The 16,653-nt window shown below is 54.7% G+C and carries 14 protein-coding genes; 3 read left to right on the plus strand and 11 right to left on the minus strand.

Going from position 1 to position 16,653, the window contains the following annotated elements; all coding sequences use genetic code 11:
• Window positions 1–132: 132 nt before the first annotated feature.
• On the minus strand, window positions 133–1,641 hold the full coding sequence (locus HY272_00035) for a glucose-6-phosphate dehydrogenase (protein MBI3771081.1): 1,509 nt from the start codon (window positions 1,639–1,641) through the stop codon (window positions 133–135).
• Window positions 1,638–2,552, minus strand: coding sequence for a decarboxylating 6-phosphogluconate dehydrogenase (gene gnd / locus HY272_00040; protein MBI3771082.1), 915 nt, complete (start codon window positions 2,550–2,552; stop codon window positions 1,638–1,640). Before gnd ends, HY272_00035 begins: the two co-directional genes overlap by 4 nt.
• 186 nt (window positions 2,553–2,738) lie before the next feature.
• Between gnd and glgA the strand changes: the two genes are divergently transcribed.
• A complete protein-coding gene (gene glgA / locus HY272_00045; protein ID MBI3771083.1) occupies window positions 2,739–4,223 on the plus strand; it encodes a glycogen synthase GlgA in 1,485 nt (494 codons plus the stop codon).
• A 93-nt stretch (window positions 4,224–4,316) separates the two neighbouring features.
• A complete protein-coding gene (ppc, locus tag HY272_00050; protein MBI3771084.1) occupies window positions 4,317–7,103 on the plus strand; it encodes a phosphoenolpyruvate carboxylase in 2,787 nt (928 codons plus the stop codon).
• Between the two features lie 66 nt (window positions 7,104–7,169).
• Here ppc and HY272_00055 read toward each other — a convergent pair whose 3' ends face one another.
• From HY272_00055 to HY272_00090, 8 genes are all read right to left on the minus strand, one after another.
• Window positions 7,170–8,156 carry a general glycosylation pathway protein gene (locus HY272_00055; protein ID MBI3771085.1) on the minus strand — a complete coding sequence of 329 codons (987 nt, stop codon included), beginning with the start codon at window positions 8,154–8,156 and terminating at the stop codon, window positions 7,170–7,172.
• Window positions 8,157–8,372: 216 nt separating this feature from the next.
• On the minus strand, window positions 8,373–8,756 hold the full coding sequence (locus tag HY272_00060) for an aspartate 1-decarboxylase (protein ID MBI3771086.1): 384 nt from the start codon (window positions 8,754–8,756) through the stop codon (window positions 8,373–8,375).
• A gap of 238 nt (window positions 8,757–8,994) precedes the next feature.
• Window positions 8,995–9,834, minus strand: a complete 840-nt coding sequence (locus tag HY272_00065) for a pantoate--beta-alanine ligase (GenBank protein MBI3771087.1) — start codon at window positions 9,832–9,834, stop codon at window positions 8,995–8,997.
• A 323-nt stretch (window positions 9,835–10,157) separates the two neighbouring features.
• A complete protein-coding gene (locus HY272_00070; GenBank protein MBI3771088.1) occupies window positions 10,158–11,372 on the minus strand; it encodes a class II fructose-bisphosphate aldolase in 1,215 nt (404 codons plus the stop codon).
• A gap of 53 nt (window positions 11,373–11,425) precedes the next feature.
• Window positions 11,426–11,752, minus strand: a complete 327-nt coding sequence (locus tag HY272_00075) for a hypothetical protein (protein MBI3771089.1) — start codon at window positions 11,750–11,752, stop codon at window positions 11,426–11,428.
• Window positions 11,753–11,810: 58 nt separating this feature from the next.
• Entirely contained in the window at window positions 11,811–12,737 is a 927-nt protein-coding gene (gene cbbX / locus HY272_00080; GenBank protein MBI3771090.1) for a CbbX protein, read from the minus strand.
• Window positions 12,738–12,809: 72 nt separating this feature from the next.
• On the minus strand, window positions 12,810–13,244 hold the full coding sequence (locus HY272_00085; GenBank protein ID MBI3771091.1) for a ribulose bisphosphate carboxylase small subunit: 435 nt from the start codon (window positions 13,242–13,244) through the stop codon (window positions 12,810–12,812).
• Window positions 13,245–13,268: 24 nt separating this feature from the next.
• Window positions 13,269–14,747 (minus strand): ribulose-bisphosphate carboxylase large subunit, encoded by a 1,479-nt coding sequence (locus HY272_00090; GenBank protein MBI3771092.1) that lies wholly within the window; start codon window positions 14,745–14,747, stop codon window positions 13,269–13,271.
• A 127-nt stretch (window positions 14,748–14,874) separates the two neighbouring features.
• On the opposite strand from HY272_00090, the gene HY272_00095 reads away from it, so the two are divergent.
• Window positions 14,875–15,846, plus strand: coding sequence for a LysR family transcriptional regulator (locus tag HY272_00095; GenBank protein ID MBI3771093.1), 972 nt, complete (start codon window positions 14,875–14,877; stop codon window positions 15,844–15,846).
• 2 nt (window positions 15,847–15,848) lie between these two features.
• On the opposite strand, the gene panB is transcribed toward HY272_00095, so the two are convergent.
• Window positions 15,849–16,652 carry a 3-methyl-2-oxobutanoate hydroxymethyltransferase gene (gene panB, locus HY272_00100; protein MBI3771094.1) on the minus strand — a complete coding sequence of 268 codons (804 nt, stop codon included), beginning with the start codon at window positions 16,650–16,652 and terminating at the stop codon, window positions 15,849–15,851.
• Window position 16,653 lies beyond the last annotated feature (1 nt).

Here is a 16,653-nt window from a genome sequence, read left to right on the forward strand (position 1 = left end):
GTAGGGTGGGTTAGCGTTTTTTGCGTAACCCACCAAGCATTGCGCAGCAACACAAAACATTTTTTATGAGTGCCTAACGGCACACTTGGTGGGTTACGCCTTCGGCTAACCCACCCTACATTTATTTATATTCTAGTAAGCCTCAGAGCTCACGTCATTGCCATCGACATCCAGCGAGTGCCGCCAGAACTGATCCTCGCGATCGAACAGCCGGTAGGTGCCTCGCGGCCCCCAGGTGCCGGCGGTATAGGTATTGATGAAGTCCCGTTCCATCGACCAGACCTTGAGGATCGGGTCCACCACGCGCCAAGCCCACTCCACTTCATCGTAGCGCAAAAACAGCGAATGGTCGCCCTTCATCACGTCCAGCAACAAGTCTTCATAAGCATCGGCGATTTTGGCGCTCTTGTCATGATAACTCGCATCCAGACTGATGAGGCGTGTCTTCATCGCGGTACCGTATTCCTTGACATTGATCTCCATCTTCAGGCAATCGTTAGGCTGAATACCGAGCATGATCCAGTTGGACTTGAATTGCTCAACCGGCGTATCGCGGAACAATTGCTGCGGTGGATGTTTAAAACGAATGACAATTGCTGATTTGGACTCCGCCAGACGCTTGCCGGTACGCACGTAAAAAGGCACACCTTTCCAGCGCCAGTTATCAATGTAGAGTTTGAGCGCAGCATAAGTCTCGGTGGTGCTGTTCGGTGCCACACCCTCTTCTTCAAGATAACCCGGCACCGGCTTGCCATCGACATTACCGTGAGAATATTGGCCGCGGAAGGCATGAGCATGCACTGCGTTTTGCGGAATCGGGCGTACTGATTTCAGCACCTTTACCTTTTCATCACGCAACGATTCGGCATCCATGCCCGCCGGCGGCTCCATCGCTACCAGGGCCAGCAACTGCATGAGATGGCTTTGGATCATGTCACGCAGCGCGCCGGCACCATCGTAATAATCGGCACGATTGCCGATACCCAAGGTTTCGGAATGTGTTATCTGCACGTGGTCGATGTAATTGCGATGCCAGAGCGGTTCCAACAATAAATTGGAAAACCGAAACACCAACAGATTACGCACCGTGGCCTTACCCAGGTAATGATCGATGCGATAAATCTGCGATTCATCCAGGAAACGGCTCAGTCCCTTTTGCAAGGTTTGCGCGCTGAGCAGGTCGTAACCAAACGGTTTTTCGATAATAACGCGGCGCCAGCCCTCGCGTTGTTGCAAGAGCTCGACTTTACCCAGATGCTCGATCACCGGACTGAATTCCGCAGGACGGATTGACATATAGAACATGGCATTGCGCGAAAAATGCTGCTCTTCCACAAAACGGCGGCGCAGACCTTCATACATGCCGTCATCGTTGAGATCGCCCTGATGATAATACAGCCGCTGCGCAAAACGCTCGAAGACTGCGCGATCAAACCCTTGCGGATATTTTTGATTCAACATCTCCGCCACGGCTTCAATCCATTGCTCGCGACTCCATGGCCGCCGCGCAATGGCAAGAATCGTAGTCTCGCCCGGCAAGCGGCCCTCGGCTTCCAGCCGGAACAGCGCCGGCATTAATTTGATGCTGGAGAGATTACCGGTCGCGCCAAAAATGACGATGGTGCAAGGCTCAGCCTTCATTCACCGCCCCTCTTCACGGCATGACCGCCAAAGGCATTGCGCATCATCGACAACAGACGGTATTCATAACCTTCCTGATCCTGACTGGCAAAACGCATTTGCAGCGCCAGACTCAATACCGGTGCCGCGACGCCTTGGTCGATGGATTCAATCACCGTCCAGCGGCCTTCACCGGAATCGGCAACATAGGGTACGACATCCTTGAGATTCTGATCCTGCTTCAGGGCATCGGCCGTCAAATCCAGCAACCAGCTGCGCACCACCGAACCGTGACGCCACAATTCCGAAATCTGTGCCAGATCGAGATTGAATTCTTTCTTGCCGCGCATCAAGGCAAAACCTTCGGCCATCGCCTGCATCATGCCGTATTCAATGCCGTTGTGAATCATTTTGGTGAAGTGACCCGCGCCTGCAGGCCCGACATGCGCCCAGCCGTAATCCTTGCCCGGCGCCAACACCTTGATCGCTGGTTCGATGGTGCGCACTGCACTCGGTGTGCCACCCACCATCAAACAGTAACCGTTCTCCAAACCCCAGACACCGCCAGACGTTCCGGCATCGACAAAACCGATACCATGCTGCTCCAGCAGCGCGCCACGGCGTTGGCTGTCGTGATAATTGGAATTACCACCGTCGATGACAACATCACCTTGCTCCAGCAACGTGATCAATTCTTCAATGGCCTGCTCGGTCGGCGCCCCTGCGGGCAGCATCAACCATACAACACGCGGTGCTTTCAATTTTGTCACCGCGTCCGCCAGCGAGCTGGCTGCAATCATGCCTTCTTCTTTGACCAGAGTTTTAACGATGTCTTGCGAGCGGTTAAAACCGACCACCTCAACTCCCCCTCGGCGCAAGCGGCGTGTCATGTTGCCACCCATCTTGCCCAAACCGATCATTGCCATCCGCATTGGATTATCCTCTCAAAAAAACATTTCGACCTTACCTGGTCAACCCCAACAAACCCTACTTAGAAAAGAATAGACAAACTTGGCCGGATCTTTTTCAATATCTTGCTAGCTGAGTCTTGATTCTATCTATATGGTCGTCTAATTAGCGGAAAACTTAAGAATAAACGGATACACTACCTCATAATTATGAAAAAAATTTACAATATTTTATTTGTCGCCAGCGAGGCGCATCCGTTAATCAAAACCGGCGGCCTGGGCGATGTCGCGGGTAGTTTACCACCCGCCCTCAAGGCACAGCATCACGATGTACGCATCATCATGCCGGGCTATCGCGCGGCAATGCAAAAGGCAGAAAAACTGTGTTTTGCGAGTTTGAAACTGGAAGGCGTCCCGGAAACGGTGCGGTTGCTGACCGGCAAACTTCCCGGCACCAATGTCCAACTCTATCTAGTAGATTCACCCGCCCATTTCGACCGCCCCGGCGGCCCCTATCTCGACCCGGATGGTCATGACTGGGGCGATAATGCCGAACGCTTCGCCACCTTTGCCCAGACAGTAGTCAGCGTTGCTCTCAACAAAGCGGGGCAGGACTGGATACCCGACATCGTTCACTGCAACGACTGGCAAAGTGGACTGATCCCGGCCATGCTCTCGCTTTATCCGCGTCGTCCGGCAACGGTGTTTACCATCCATAATTTGGCCTATCACGGCCATTTTCATAAGGACACCTTCGCCCTGCTGTCACTCCCGCATCAACTATGGGGAATTGACGCCCTGGAATTTTATGATGGCCTCTCCTTCATCAAAGGCGGACTGGCCTTTGCTGACATGATCAATACCGTGAGCCCGACTTACGCTGAGGAGATCCGCACCCCGGCCTTCGGTCACGGCATGGAAGGGCTGATCAATCATCGCGGCGACCGGCTACGCGGCATCCTCAATGGCGCCGATTACAAGGAATGGGATCCAGCCACTGATCCCCGTCTGACCGCGCATTTCGATGCCCGCCACCTCAATGGCAAGGCCACCAACAAACAACACCTGCAAAAACAATTTGGGCTGCGACAAGATCCCAAGGTACCGCTACTGGCCACGGTTGGGCGCCTGGTCGAACAAAAAGGCGTGGATCTGATCATGGCCAATCTGCCACGGCTCATCGAGCTCGGCGCCCAGATCGCCATTGTCGGCAGCGGCGACAAAATAATGCAAAAAGCGCTACAGGATTTTGCCAAACCCTATCCCTCGCAAATCGGGGTCTTCATCGGCTTCAACGAGGCACTGGCGCATCTGGTCGAGGCCGGCGCCGACATGTTCCTCATGCCCTCACGCTTTGAACCTTGTGGATTGAATCAGATTTATAGCCTGCGTTATGGCACGGTACCGATTGTGCGCCACACTGGCGGGCTGGCAGACACCGTGATCGATGCCAGCGAGGAAAACTTCGCTGCGGGCGCCGCCACCGGTTTTACCTTCGACCACGCCACCCCGGAAGCGCTACGCATAGCCATTGATCGTGCCGTCGATTGTTACCGTCATCAGCCCCAGCGCTGGCAGAGCCTGATCACCAATGGCATGAAGCAGGATTTCAGCTGGCACCAGAGCGCCAAGCACTATCTGGACCTCTATGCCGAGGCGCTGAGCCATCGCGACCGCGCCGTCCACGCGGGTTAACCCCGTCGCTACTTAATGGGTGTATAATCCTGGCCTTTTGTTGGGCCGGACTCTTCCCGGCGACACCCACAACCGCGATCACATGTGAGCCTCATGACCGATACCAAGCTGCGTGCCCGCGTCAAATTGTTTGGCAACACGCTGGGCAACATTCTGCGCGCCCAGGCCGGCGGCCGTGTCTATGCCTCCGTCGAAGCCCTGCGCAAGGGCTATATCGACCTACGTGAAGAGCCGACGCCACAAAAACGTAAACGCCTGGCACGCCTGATCGACAACCTCGATCCCGCCACCCTCACGCAAGTGGTCCGTGCCTTCAGCATTTATTTCAGTCTGGTCAACATCGCCGAAGAAGCCTCGCAGCATGAACAACGCCGCGCCATGCTCCGCGCCAGCGCGAAAAAGCCGCTTTGGGTCGGCTCTTTCGATGCCACGTTGCGCGAATTCAAACAGGATAATTTAAGCCCCGAACAGGTTCAGACCATTCTCGATCATATGGCTTATTACCCGGTCATTACTGCGCACCCCACCGAAGCCAAGCGGCGAATGGTAAAAGAATCGATGCGCCGCATTTTCATTATCAGTGAACGCGCCATCGATGATCGCCTGAGCAAAATGGAACGTGAAGACTTTGTGCGCCAGCTTGAAAGTGAAATTCAAATTCTGTGGAAGACCGACGAGGTGCGTGTTCAGCGCCCCAAGGTCGAAGACGAAATTCGCGGCGGAATCGGTTATTTTCAGGATTGCTTGTTCGAAGCAGTGCCCACCGTGTATCGCTTTCTCGAACGCGCATTAAATCGCGTCTATGCCGAGGAAAATCATAACTTCGAGGTACCGAGCTTCCTACGCTTCGGCTCCTGGATCGGCGGTGACCGTGACGGCAACCCCAATGTCACTCCTGCTACGACCGTGTTTGCTATCCAACTCCAGGCCCGCGCCGCGCTCAGCGAATATCTCAATCGATTAACAGAATTAACACGCATCCTGACGCTATCAAGTTCGCTTTGCCATCCGTCCCGAGCCTTTGCCGAATCACTGGAAAAGGATGAACCGCTGTTTAGCTTGGCGTTCCCCGGTGATCCGCAGCGCTTTAGTAATGAGCCCTATCGCCGAAAACTGTTCCTGATGCGTTATCGTCTCGAACGAAATCTCACTGCCGTGCGTAAAATGCTGGGTGAACCGGTACATGAAAGCACTTGGCATCCTTATGAAAACGAACATGAATTACTGCAAGATCTTTACTTAATCCGCGACTCGTTAATCAGCCATGGTGATGGCAATATCGCCAATGGCAAACTTAAAGACTTAATCCGATTAGTAGAAACCTTTGGTTTCTTTCTGATGCATCTCGATGTGCGGCAAGAATCTGGCCGCCACACCAGCGCGGTCGCCGAATTGCTCGAACAAGGATTTGACAACACCACTTACAATAATCTCGACGAAGCGCAACGGCTCAACACACTCTCTGAGCTGATCGTCAACAAACGCATACCGACCATTGATCGTGAACGTCTGACACCCGCGACACGCCAAACGCTGGAAGTGTTTGATGTCATGCGCCGCATGCAACGCGAAATCAGCCCGCGCGCCTTCGGCAGCTACGTCATCTCGATGACACATGCCGCCAGCCACGTGATGGAAGTCATGTTCCTGGCACGCCTGGCCAATCTCGCCAATCCGGCCGAACAACGCTGCGATATTCGTATCGCGCCATTGTTTGAAACGATTGAAGATTTAAGCCACATCGAATCGGTGATGGAGCAATTGCTCGGCAATGCCACCTACCGCCAGTTAATCGAGCACTCTGGTAATCTCCAAGAAGTCATGCTCGGCTACTCCGACTCCTGCAAGGACGGCGGCATTCTTGCCTCCAGCTGGAGTCTGTACGAAGCACAAATCAAGATCACCACGATTGCCAAGCGACATGACATCAAATGCCGCCTGTTTCATGGCCGCGGTGGTTCTATCGGCCGCGGCGGCGGCCCCACGCATGATGCCATTCTCTCGCAACCGGCAGGTACCGTCTTCGGCGAAATCAAATTCACCGAACAGGGTGAAGTCTTGTCGTATAAATACAGCAACCAGGAAACCGCCACCTACGAACTCAGCATGGGCGCCACCGGCCTGATGAAGGCCAGCCGCTCCCTGGTCACACCGCACAAGCAGGAACCGGAGGAATACCTCGAAATCATGCGCACGCTGGTACGTGATGGTGAACAGGCGTATCGCGATCTCACCGACCACACACCGAAATTTCTCGATTATTTCTACGAAGCCACACCACTCAGCGAAATCGGCCTGCTCAATATCGGATCGCGTCCTTCGCATCGCACCAAAGGTGATCGTTCGAAGAGTTCCGTGCGCGCCATCGCCTGGGTCTTCGGCTGGGCGCAATCACGCCACACCCTGCCTGCCTGGTATGGTATTGGTACCGCCCTCGAACGCTGGTGCAACAACTCGCCGGAGCGAATCTCCACCTTGCAAGCGATGTATCAGGACTGGCCATATTTCCGCGCCCTGCTTAGCAATACCCAGATGGCCGTGTTCAAGGCCGACATGGGCATTGCCGCCGAATATGCCGAACTCTGCCTCGACCCCGAGACCACAAACAGCATCTTCCCCCGGATACGTAACGAATACGACCACACGGTCAAAAACTTCCTCCGCGTCGCCCAGGCCAACGCGCTGCTCGAGGATAACCCGACCCTGCTCTGGTCACTGAATCGGCGTAACCCTTATCTGGACCCGCTCAACCACATCCAGATTACCCTACTCAAACGCTACCGCGACACCAATCTGCCGGAAGAAGAACGCGCTGTCTGGCTCGATCCGCTGCTGCGCACCATCAACGCCATTGCCGCCGGGGTACGAAACACAGGTTAACAATCTATTCAGCTCCGACATCCATGATTTCATGGGGTGTCGGAACACTTTGCGCCCGATAACCCTTTAATCACCCACCACCGACTTTGAATTATTCACCAATCCCGGCCTCTGGATAGACAATAACAGCGCCTCAGCTCGCGCACCAAGATACACATAAATACCCAGACCGATCAGTAATCCGACTGCCGCGACCATCATCCACACTGCGGGCACCAAAGTTGTTATATTCCCCAATGCTGCCTTAAACATTAACAACAATGACTCGATTGACACCGCCACAAGTATAGCCGCGATAAATCGCGTAATAGTGCGCCGCGTCGAGCTGTGGCGGAAAACATCTTTGTGCATTAACACTTCTTCTTCCAGTGTCGTCTTTCCCAAATCGAATACCGCCAGCGCCAAGGTCAGAAAAATAATCACGCCGAATGGCTTCAAGCGATGGTCACCGCCTTCGGCTTCACCGCGGAATAGCTCACAAATCTCTGTCCAGGCGGAAAATAACAGCACACCCACCACGAAAAAAAGCCCGATTACAATCGCACTGTAAATTCCCTTGAACAATGGCTGAAATCTGCTCCGCGCACCATCCCCCATCAGGAACTCAATCACCCCGGCCACATCCACTTCCAGCACCAAATAATCATCGCCGTTATCCTCAGGATTCGGCCAGCGCACAGCGGCGGCGACACACAACTTGCGATTAGTAGACGACAGAAACGGCTCGGTCACCACTACACTGGAAGAAGCGCGCGCCAAACGAAAATAAGGCCGCTGACTTCGATCACGACCTTGACCGCTATAGGCCTTGGGATGCTTGCTGCTCACCGTAATATTGTCGCTGGTCTGTATTCCCTGTGAATTCAGCACGAACAATATCTCTACAAAAGGATAAGCCCCGCTCAGCCGCTCCATTGCACGGCACTGCGCTGCCTTATCTTCGAGAATACGCTCTTCACCCAAACTGTTGAGCATCGAAGCCATCAATTCGTGAATGGCATTGCGATACTCGTGATAACGTTCGATAACGCTGATATAACTGGCAGTACTCATGCAAACTCCCTTTCTGCAATCTAATACCCCAAAGTAATGCAGAAAGTTTGCCAACTACTTATTACATTGATATGACAAGAAAATTGTTCTTCATCGAGCGCGAAAATGCACCACTATCGTTCACATCGAGACTTGCTGGCCCATTACTGGACGATTTTCAAAAAGAAAAATGCCCGCCAGGTGGCGGACATAATCTGAAGATAATACGAGCTTATTTTAAGACGCTTTCTGCAGCGGAATCTTGTCACTGCGACTGGTAATGCGGTTATCGCGATCGACGTAAATCAAATTCGGCTTGAAATTGGCCAGTTCTTTTTCATCGAGCGTGGAATAGGCGCAGATGATGACCAGATCATCGGGGCTGGCCTTATGTGCGGCAGCGCCATTGATGGAAATGATGCCGGTACCGGCTTCGGCGCGAATAGCATAGGTGACAAAGCGTTCGCCGTTATTGATGTTATAGATGTGGATCTGCTCGTACTCACGGATACCCGCAGCATCCAACAAATCACCATCAATGGCGCAAGAACCCTCGTATTGCAGCTCGGAGTGGGTGACCCGGGCCCTGTGGATCTTGGTTCTCAACATGACGTGTTGCATTGTGTCTAAAGCTCCTCCTCGACCGACATACCTAAATATTTTGACCCTGCGTCTGGCGCAAGGTTCGCCATTATCCAGATTTATCGGCAGCTGATCAATTGTAGGTTAGTTCTATAAATGCGATCAAGCCGATGATGGCACCAAAAGTAGGCGCAAGCAGGCGAAAAAGCGGGGGCTACACGCAGTAAATGAACATTTTGAGCCCGTTTGCAACGCCGCCAGCGCGGCTTCAGCGCATTTATACCTCAACATTATCGATGAGGCGGGTTCCACCCAGCCAAGCGGCAACGAGGACCACCAATGGCTTCCCAACCTCAACAGTGGCGAGGTTATCGGCGCGGCGGATACTGAAATAGTCCGGCCGGAAACCATGAGCCTGAAGTTCGGCCATCCCTGTTGCTTCGATCCGGGCATAGTCCTGATCACCCGCCCGCAGGCGGTCCACGGCCTGTTTCAGGCTACGATAAAGGACGACGGCCTGCTCCCGCTCGGCAGACGAGAGATAGCCATTACGCGAGCTCATGGCCAGGCCATTGGGCTCACGCACTGTATCCAGCCCAATGATTTCAATCGGAAAACAGAGATCGGCCACCATCCGGCGTATAACCTGGAGCTGCTGGTAATCCTTCTTGCCGAACAGGGCCAAATCCGGCTGCACGATATTGAACAGCTTGGTGACAACGGTGGCGACACCGGCAAAATGGCCCGGGCGGAAGGCGCCGCAAAGCCCTTCGGAAACCTCAGACACTTCCACCTTGGTCGCCGCCTGCTGACCTTGGGGATAGATCTCGCCAACCTCGGGCAAGAACAGCAAATCAGCCCCCACGCCGCGCAGAGCGTTGGTGTCAGCCTCCAGCGTTCGCGGGTATTTGGCGAAATCTTCATTCGGCCCAAATTGCAGTGGATTAACGAAAATGCTCACCACCACCCGGTCAGCCCGCTGCTTCGCCGCCGTCACCAGCGCCAAATGACCGGCATGGAGATTCCCCATCGTCGGGACGAAGGCGATCTTCTGCCCATTCCCCTTCCATGTCGCCACCTGCGAGCGGATATCCGCAATCGTGTGCCCGATGTTCATGCCGTCAAGGCCCCTTTCAACCGTCACCTACCAAGACCTGAAACAAGCACAACAAACAACTCGTGTGTCGTCAAGGCCCCTTTCAACCGTCACCTACCAAGACCGGTAATGGTATTACAGATCTCCACCTACTTCACGACTCATACCAACCCCCTTGACGCTCCCAAATTCTAATTGGGACTATAACAATGATAAATTGGTGGTATAAAATTGGAAGAAACGAAAAGGTGGCCTTGTCATTGGAATCAGAGAAATGAGGATACGTTTGAAATTGCGGCATAGGAGTCAAAGTGGGAGGGGGTATATCTACAAATATAAAGCAGTCAAAGCCCTTTACACGAGAACCCTTCACCCGCCGATTCCACGGCCTGATAATCGATACTAATGCGACCGCCCGACAGCGGACGAAACTGCACGTCGGCGAAGGCTACGTGATCGGGATGATCACGATAGCTTTCCACGACCTTGGGATGCGCGAAGCGCACCAGCCAGCAGTAGCGGTACTTCGCCTCTTCCCTTTGCGCGCGGCCGGTAAAGACGCGGCGTACGCCGGGGATGGTAGCGAGCACACGCCGGCCTTCGGCCATCATCGCTTCGATCTGCTGTTCGTCTCCATCATGCGCGTTGTAGATGATGAGATGCTCCACTTCGTTCCAGGATGACACCTCGGCGAACACGGTATCGGCGCGCCGAGCTGCGCCCCACACGTTCAAGCAGCGCTCCGCTTCCCTGCTAACCACCTCAGTCACGCCCTCATTCAAGGCGGCCGCGCCTGCCGTGGTGTTTTCCAGGCAGTTACTTCGCATGCGCCGCGCCGCAAGCCGCGACAACGCACTGTAGTAATTAATCCGCGCCGCGCCTCGATCAATCAGGCAGGCACACTGCGCATCCGTTAAGCCACTGCCGCCGTGAATAACCAGCGGAACACCGACTAATCTATTGATGTGCGCCAGGCGCTCCAGATCCAACTCGAAACGAAATTGTCCCTGACGGATACCGTGCGCAGTGCCGATCGAGACCGCCATAAAATCCACTTTTGTCTGGCGCACATAAAGGCGCGCTTCATCCGGTGAGGTGTAAATGCCCTGCGTTTCTTCAGCGGAGTCATCACCAGCATAGCCGGCCAAAACACCCAATTCGCCTTCCACCGGAATCCCGCAAGCATGCGCGGTTTGCACCACAGCACGCGTCAATTCGACATTTTGCTCGAAGGAGAGTTGCGAACCATCGATCATCACGCTATTGCAGCCGTGACGAATGCCGCGGACGACGCATTCCAGATCAGGGGCGTGATCCAGGTGCAGCGCAACGGGCACGGAACTGCGCCGCGCACCAGCGACGGCAGCGGCGATCAGCAGTTCAAAATCATAATATTTGAATTGAGGGACGACGAAATTCAGAATCACCGGGGCGCGGCACTGTTCTGCGCCGCGCAAAACGCCTTGCAGAAAATCGAGGCTAACAATATCAAAGGCGCCCACCGCATAATGGTTGCTGTAAGCGTGGTATAGCAGCTCGCGCATATTCACTAACGCCATGTTTCGCTCCTGTGACGCTGGTGGCTGCCGCATGCCTCACTGCGGCACGTTGTTCATTGCGACTTGTTCTTGAGTCGCTCGTTCAGGGCCTCGTTCAATGAATCCAAAACTGAACCCATCACCAGACCGGCAAAGCGATGATAGAGCTCTAACGTACAAGATACCGGCGTCTGCAAATCGCTTCGGCCCTGGCTGGCGAAATCCTGCCACGCCATTACCGGTTGATCCTCGGCAGTGGCGTCCACACACAACCAGATCCGATCATCCAATATCACCTCGAGACCGCGATGTCCCGGTACCGCCACTCGCAATGGTGTACCTAGCCGTTTCAATCCCAGTCGCATATGGTCGTAAACCGATGCCTCGATAGTCTTGCGCATGGTGCGCAGTGCCAGTGGTGTTGTTCGACTGGGCAAGATCGCCGCCTCCGTTTCACTTCTACCCATCGCCATCGCTTCGCCCTTCGCTGAATACTCGGCTGGCCAATACGTCCTCTGCCTCGATTGAGATCAAATCGGTCTTGGTAAGTTTCTTTTTAGGATTGGCAAATAGCCGGTTGGCCTGACGCAGGCGCGCACGGTCCAGGGCGTTGCGCACCGAGCGGGCGTTGGCGAAGTGTGGCTGGGTCATCCGCAGCTTGAGGTATTCAGAAAACGCTTGCTCGCCGTTTGGGGTGAAGCGATAGTTCTGGCGGACCAGCATGAGCTTGGCGATTTGCAACAGTTCCTGCGCCGTATAGTCTGGAAAATCGACGTGATGGGCGATGCGCGAACGCATACCAGGATTGCTTTGGAAAAACTTATCCATCTTGTCCTTGTAGCCAGCCAGGATCACCACCAGATCGTCGCGATTGTTTTCCATGACCTGCAACAGGATCTCGATGGACTCTTGTCCGTAGTCGCGCTCGTTTTCGGGTTTGTACAGATAATAGGCTTCATCGATGAACAGCACGCCGCCCATCGCTTTCTTGATGACTTCTTTCGTTTTCGGCGCAGTATGACCAATGTACTGACCGACAAGATCGTCGCGCGTCACCGTGACGAGATGACCTTCGCGCACGTAGCTAAGCCGCTTTAATATCTCACCCATGCGCATCGCTACCGTAGTCTTGCCAGTACCTGGATTGCCGGTGAAACACATGTGCAAAGTTGGCGTCTCGGCGCTTAACGAAAACTGCTTGCGCAGACGATCGACCAACAGCAGCGCTGCAATCTCGCGGATGCGAGTTTTAACGGGCTTGAGACCGATCAGTTCCTGGTCGAGTTTATCCAGTATCTCCTGAATATTGGAGGCCTTGAATTCGGCCTCCAGATCCACTTGTGTCTCGTCCCCAATGTCGATTTGCGAAGACTGGCTATTACTCATGCAATGGTTTCCTGTTTTAACGACAAGTGGTGGACCTTAAGGCCCACCACCGTTTTAGTCGCCTACTTCAAATCAATACCGTTCTCCTTCCGGTTTATCCGTGGCATAGCTATGCACGGTGTAGCGGATATTGCGTCCCTCTGTCTCATGCCGCACTAGCCCGAAACCTGGCTCGTTCTTGGGGCGGTTGACAAGAAACGACATGCGGGGCGTTTCCCAGCCGCGTGTGGAATCGAATGCCGTGACCCGGACGTAATGATTGGAAAAGGTCTTGCGGCAGTTGTTGATCTCCATGAGGATCCCCGCTGGATCCTTGAGATCGAACATGGGCATGCCGAACATTTCCCAATAGGTGTTGCGTGGATGCGGATCGTCGGTGTACTCGACGTTTACAGCCCATCCGTTTTTGAGCGCGTATTTGATCTGCGCGGTGATCTGCGCATCGGTCAGATCGGGCAGAAACGAAAACTGCCCCTGCGTAATGCGATTGCCGTGATTGGTCATCATGGTAATTTCTCCTGTATTCCTTGTTTAGACGCTGGCCGTGGCCGTCGGTACGAAATCCGCGGTGTCAGTGGACTCATAGTTAAATGTGATGTCCTTCCACGTTTCCAACGCGGCCTTAAGCGGCGAACACCACTTCGCGGCCGCATCCAGAATCTGCGGACCTTCGTTCCAAATATCGCGGCCTTCGTTGCGCGCCAGCACCATGGCTTCGAGTGCCACGCGGTTCGCAACCGCCCCGGCCTGGATGCCCATGGGATGGCCGATGGTACCGCCGCCGAATTGCAGTACAACGTCCTCACCCAAATACGTCAGCAACTGATGCATCTGGCCGGCATGGATACCGCCTGAGGCAACGGGCATCACTTTATTGAGCGAAGCCCAATCCTGTTCGAAGAACAGACCATTCTCCAGGCTCATTGGCGTGTGAGTCTCGCGCAGTGTGTCGTAAAAGCCCTTGATCATGAGCGGATCGCCCTCGAGCTTGCCCACCACCGTACCGGCGTGGATGTGGTCGACGCCGGCCATGCGCATCCATTTGCAAATCACGCGGAAGTTCATGCCGTGATTCTTCTGGCGCGAATAAGTCGAGTTACCAGCACGATGCAAATGCAGGATCATGTCGTTCTTGCGCGCCCACTTGGCCATGGATTGAATCGCGGTGTAGCCGATGACGAGATCAATCATGATGATGGCCGAACCCAACGACTTGGCGAATTCGGCGCGTTCGTACATCTCCTCCATGGTGCCGGCGGTGACGTTGAGGTAGTGGCCTTTCACTTCACCCGTAGCGGCGGACGCCTTGTTCACCGCCTCCATGCAATAGAGAAAACGGTCGCGCCAGTGCATGAAAGGTTGCGAGTTGATGTTCTCGTCGTCTTTCACGAAGTCGAGACCACCCTTCAATGCCTCGTATACCACACGCCCGTAATTGCGGCCGGACAATCCCAATTTGGGCTTGGTCGTTGCGCCGAGCAGCGGACGGCCGAATTTGTCCAGACGTTCGCGCTCGACCACGATGCCGGTCGCCGGACCCTGGAAGGTCTTGAGATACGCGACGGGAATGCGCATGTCTTCCAGGCGTAACGCCTTCACCGCTTTGAAGCCGAACACGTTGCCGATGATGGACGCGGTGAGGTTGGCGATGGAACCCGGCTCGAACAAGTCGAGGTCGTAGGCGATATAGGCGAAATACTGCTGTTCAGACTTCGTCCCTGGACCCGTGTTAGGCACCGGGTCCACACGATAGGCCTTGGCGCGATAAAGTTCGCAGGCAGTCAGGCGATCGGTCCACACCACAGTCCAGGTGGCGGTGGAGGATTCGCCAGCGACCGCAGCCGCAGCTTCCTCCGCATCCACGCCTTCCTGGGGCGTAATGCGAAACAGCGCGATCACGTCGGTCTCCTTGGGGACGTATGACGGCTCCCAATAGCCCATTTTCTTATACGGAATAACGCCGGACTTGTAACGCTCCTTGGCGTTAGTAATGGCTTCAGACTTGCCCATAAAACCTCCTAATGAATTGTTTTAATGCGAGACGGTGTGCTCTAGCCGGATTGACTATAGGGAGGATCTACGATAAAAAACACTTAATAGTTTTTATTGTCATGATTTACTAGAGTAAATGGTTGGCATGCACCTCACCCTACAACAATTGCGACTCTTCGAATCGGTTGCGCGCCTGCGCAACTTCACGCGCGCGGCCGAGGAACTGTTTCTCACTCAGCCAGCGGTGTCGATCCAGATCAAACGACTCGAAGACAGCGTAGGTCTTCCGTTGTTCGAGCAGATCGGCAAGCGGATTTATCTCACCGAAGCAGGGCAGGCGATGTATCAGGCGGTCCAGGATGTGCTGGGGCGACTCGAGACCATGAAGGATGAGGTGCTGAATCTGCAAGGTGTCATCGGAGGTCCGCTCAGAATCTCGGTAGTCACTACCGCAAAATATTTCATGCCACATCTACTGGGGGCCTTCCTGCAGGCGTACCCACGAGTTGAACCCCATCTGTCGGTAACCAACCGGGAAAAAGTCATCCAGCGTCTGACGGAAAACAAGGATGACATGGTCATCATGGGCCACATCCCCGACGATCTGAATGCCGAGACGCACCCGTTCCTGGAAAACACGTTGGTGGTGGTCGCCAGCCCCCAGCATCCGCTCGCACGCAGCAAACGCATTCCCCTGCAACGCATCGCGGAGGAACGGCTGCTGGTGCGCGAATCCGGATCGGGCACGCGGCAGGCCGTAGAGCGCTTATTCGTAAAGCAACAGCTGGAGATCAATCCCTACATGGAACTCGGCAGCAGCGAGGCAATCAAGCAGGGCGTCATGGCGGGCTTGGGGATATCGGTGCTGTCGCTCTACAGCCTGCGTCTGGAACTGGCGGGGCACCATGTGTCGATTCTGGACGTCGAAGGATTCCCCCTCCGCTATCACTGGCATGCCGTGCATCTCAAAGGCAAAAAGCTGTCGCTCGCCGCCAGGACGTTTCTTGAATTCATTCTCAAGGAAAGCAGCCGCCTGTTGGAAAACACGACGGCCAATGTAAAACAATACAGCACGGACGCCGCCGCTAAGCCGGCACGCGGCAAGCCACGACGCTAAACTTATTCAAACGTATGCGCGCTATCCGGAAACTTACCCGCATGCACGGCATCCACAAACGCAGTGACGGCGCCGCGGATAGTGCCTGCTTCGAGAAAGTTTTGGGCAAAACGCGGCGTCTTGGGTGAAATGCCGAGCACATCGTAAAGCACCAGCACTTGACCATCGCAATTGACACCGGCACCAATACCGATCACCGGTACCGATACCGCTTGTGTAATCTTTGTCGCCAGCGCGGCGGGCACGCATTCCAGCAGCAGCATATCCGCCCCCACCTGCTCCAACGCAATGGCACTCTCGAGCATTGCCTGAGCAGCGGCAGCCTCGCGGCCTTGCACTTTGTAGCCGCCAAGTTTGTGGACTACCTGTGGCTGCAAACCAAGATGCGCGCACACTGGAATACCACGCAGTGCCAATTCACGCACCAATTCCAGCTGCATACCGCTGCCTTCGAGCTTGATAATCTGGGCGCCGCCCTCTTGCATCAAGCGCGCGGCATTGATGAACGCTTGTTCGACAGTAGCGCTGGCCATGAATGGCATATCCACCATCAGCAACGCATGATGGCAACCACGCGCCACGGCGCGACTGTGATAGATCATGTCGTCCATGGTCACCGGCACAGTGGTGTCCTGTCCCTGAATCACCATCCCCAGCGAATCGCCGACCAGAATCACATCGACACCACACTCGTCGAGGATGCGGCTGAAACTGGCATCATAGGCGGTCAGGCAAGCGAACTTCTCAGCTGCGGCCTTCATCTGCCGCAAACGGGTTAACGTTACTGGCGCCTGCTGTTTAGACATG

This window comes from Gammaproteobacteria bacterium (assembly GCA_016200485.1).
Lineage (GTDB): Bacteria > Pseudomonadota > Gammaproteobacteria > Tenderiales > Tenderiaceae > JACQEP01.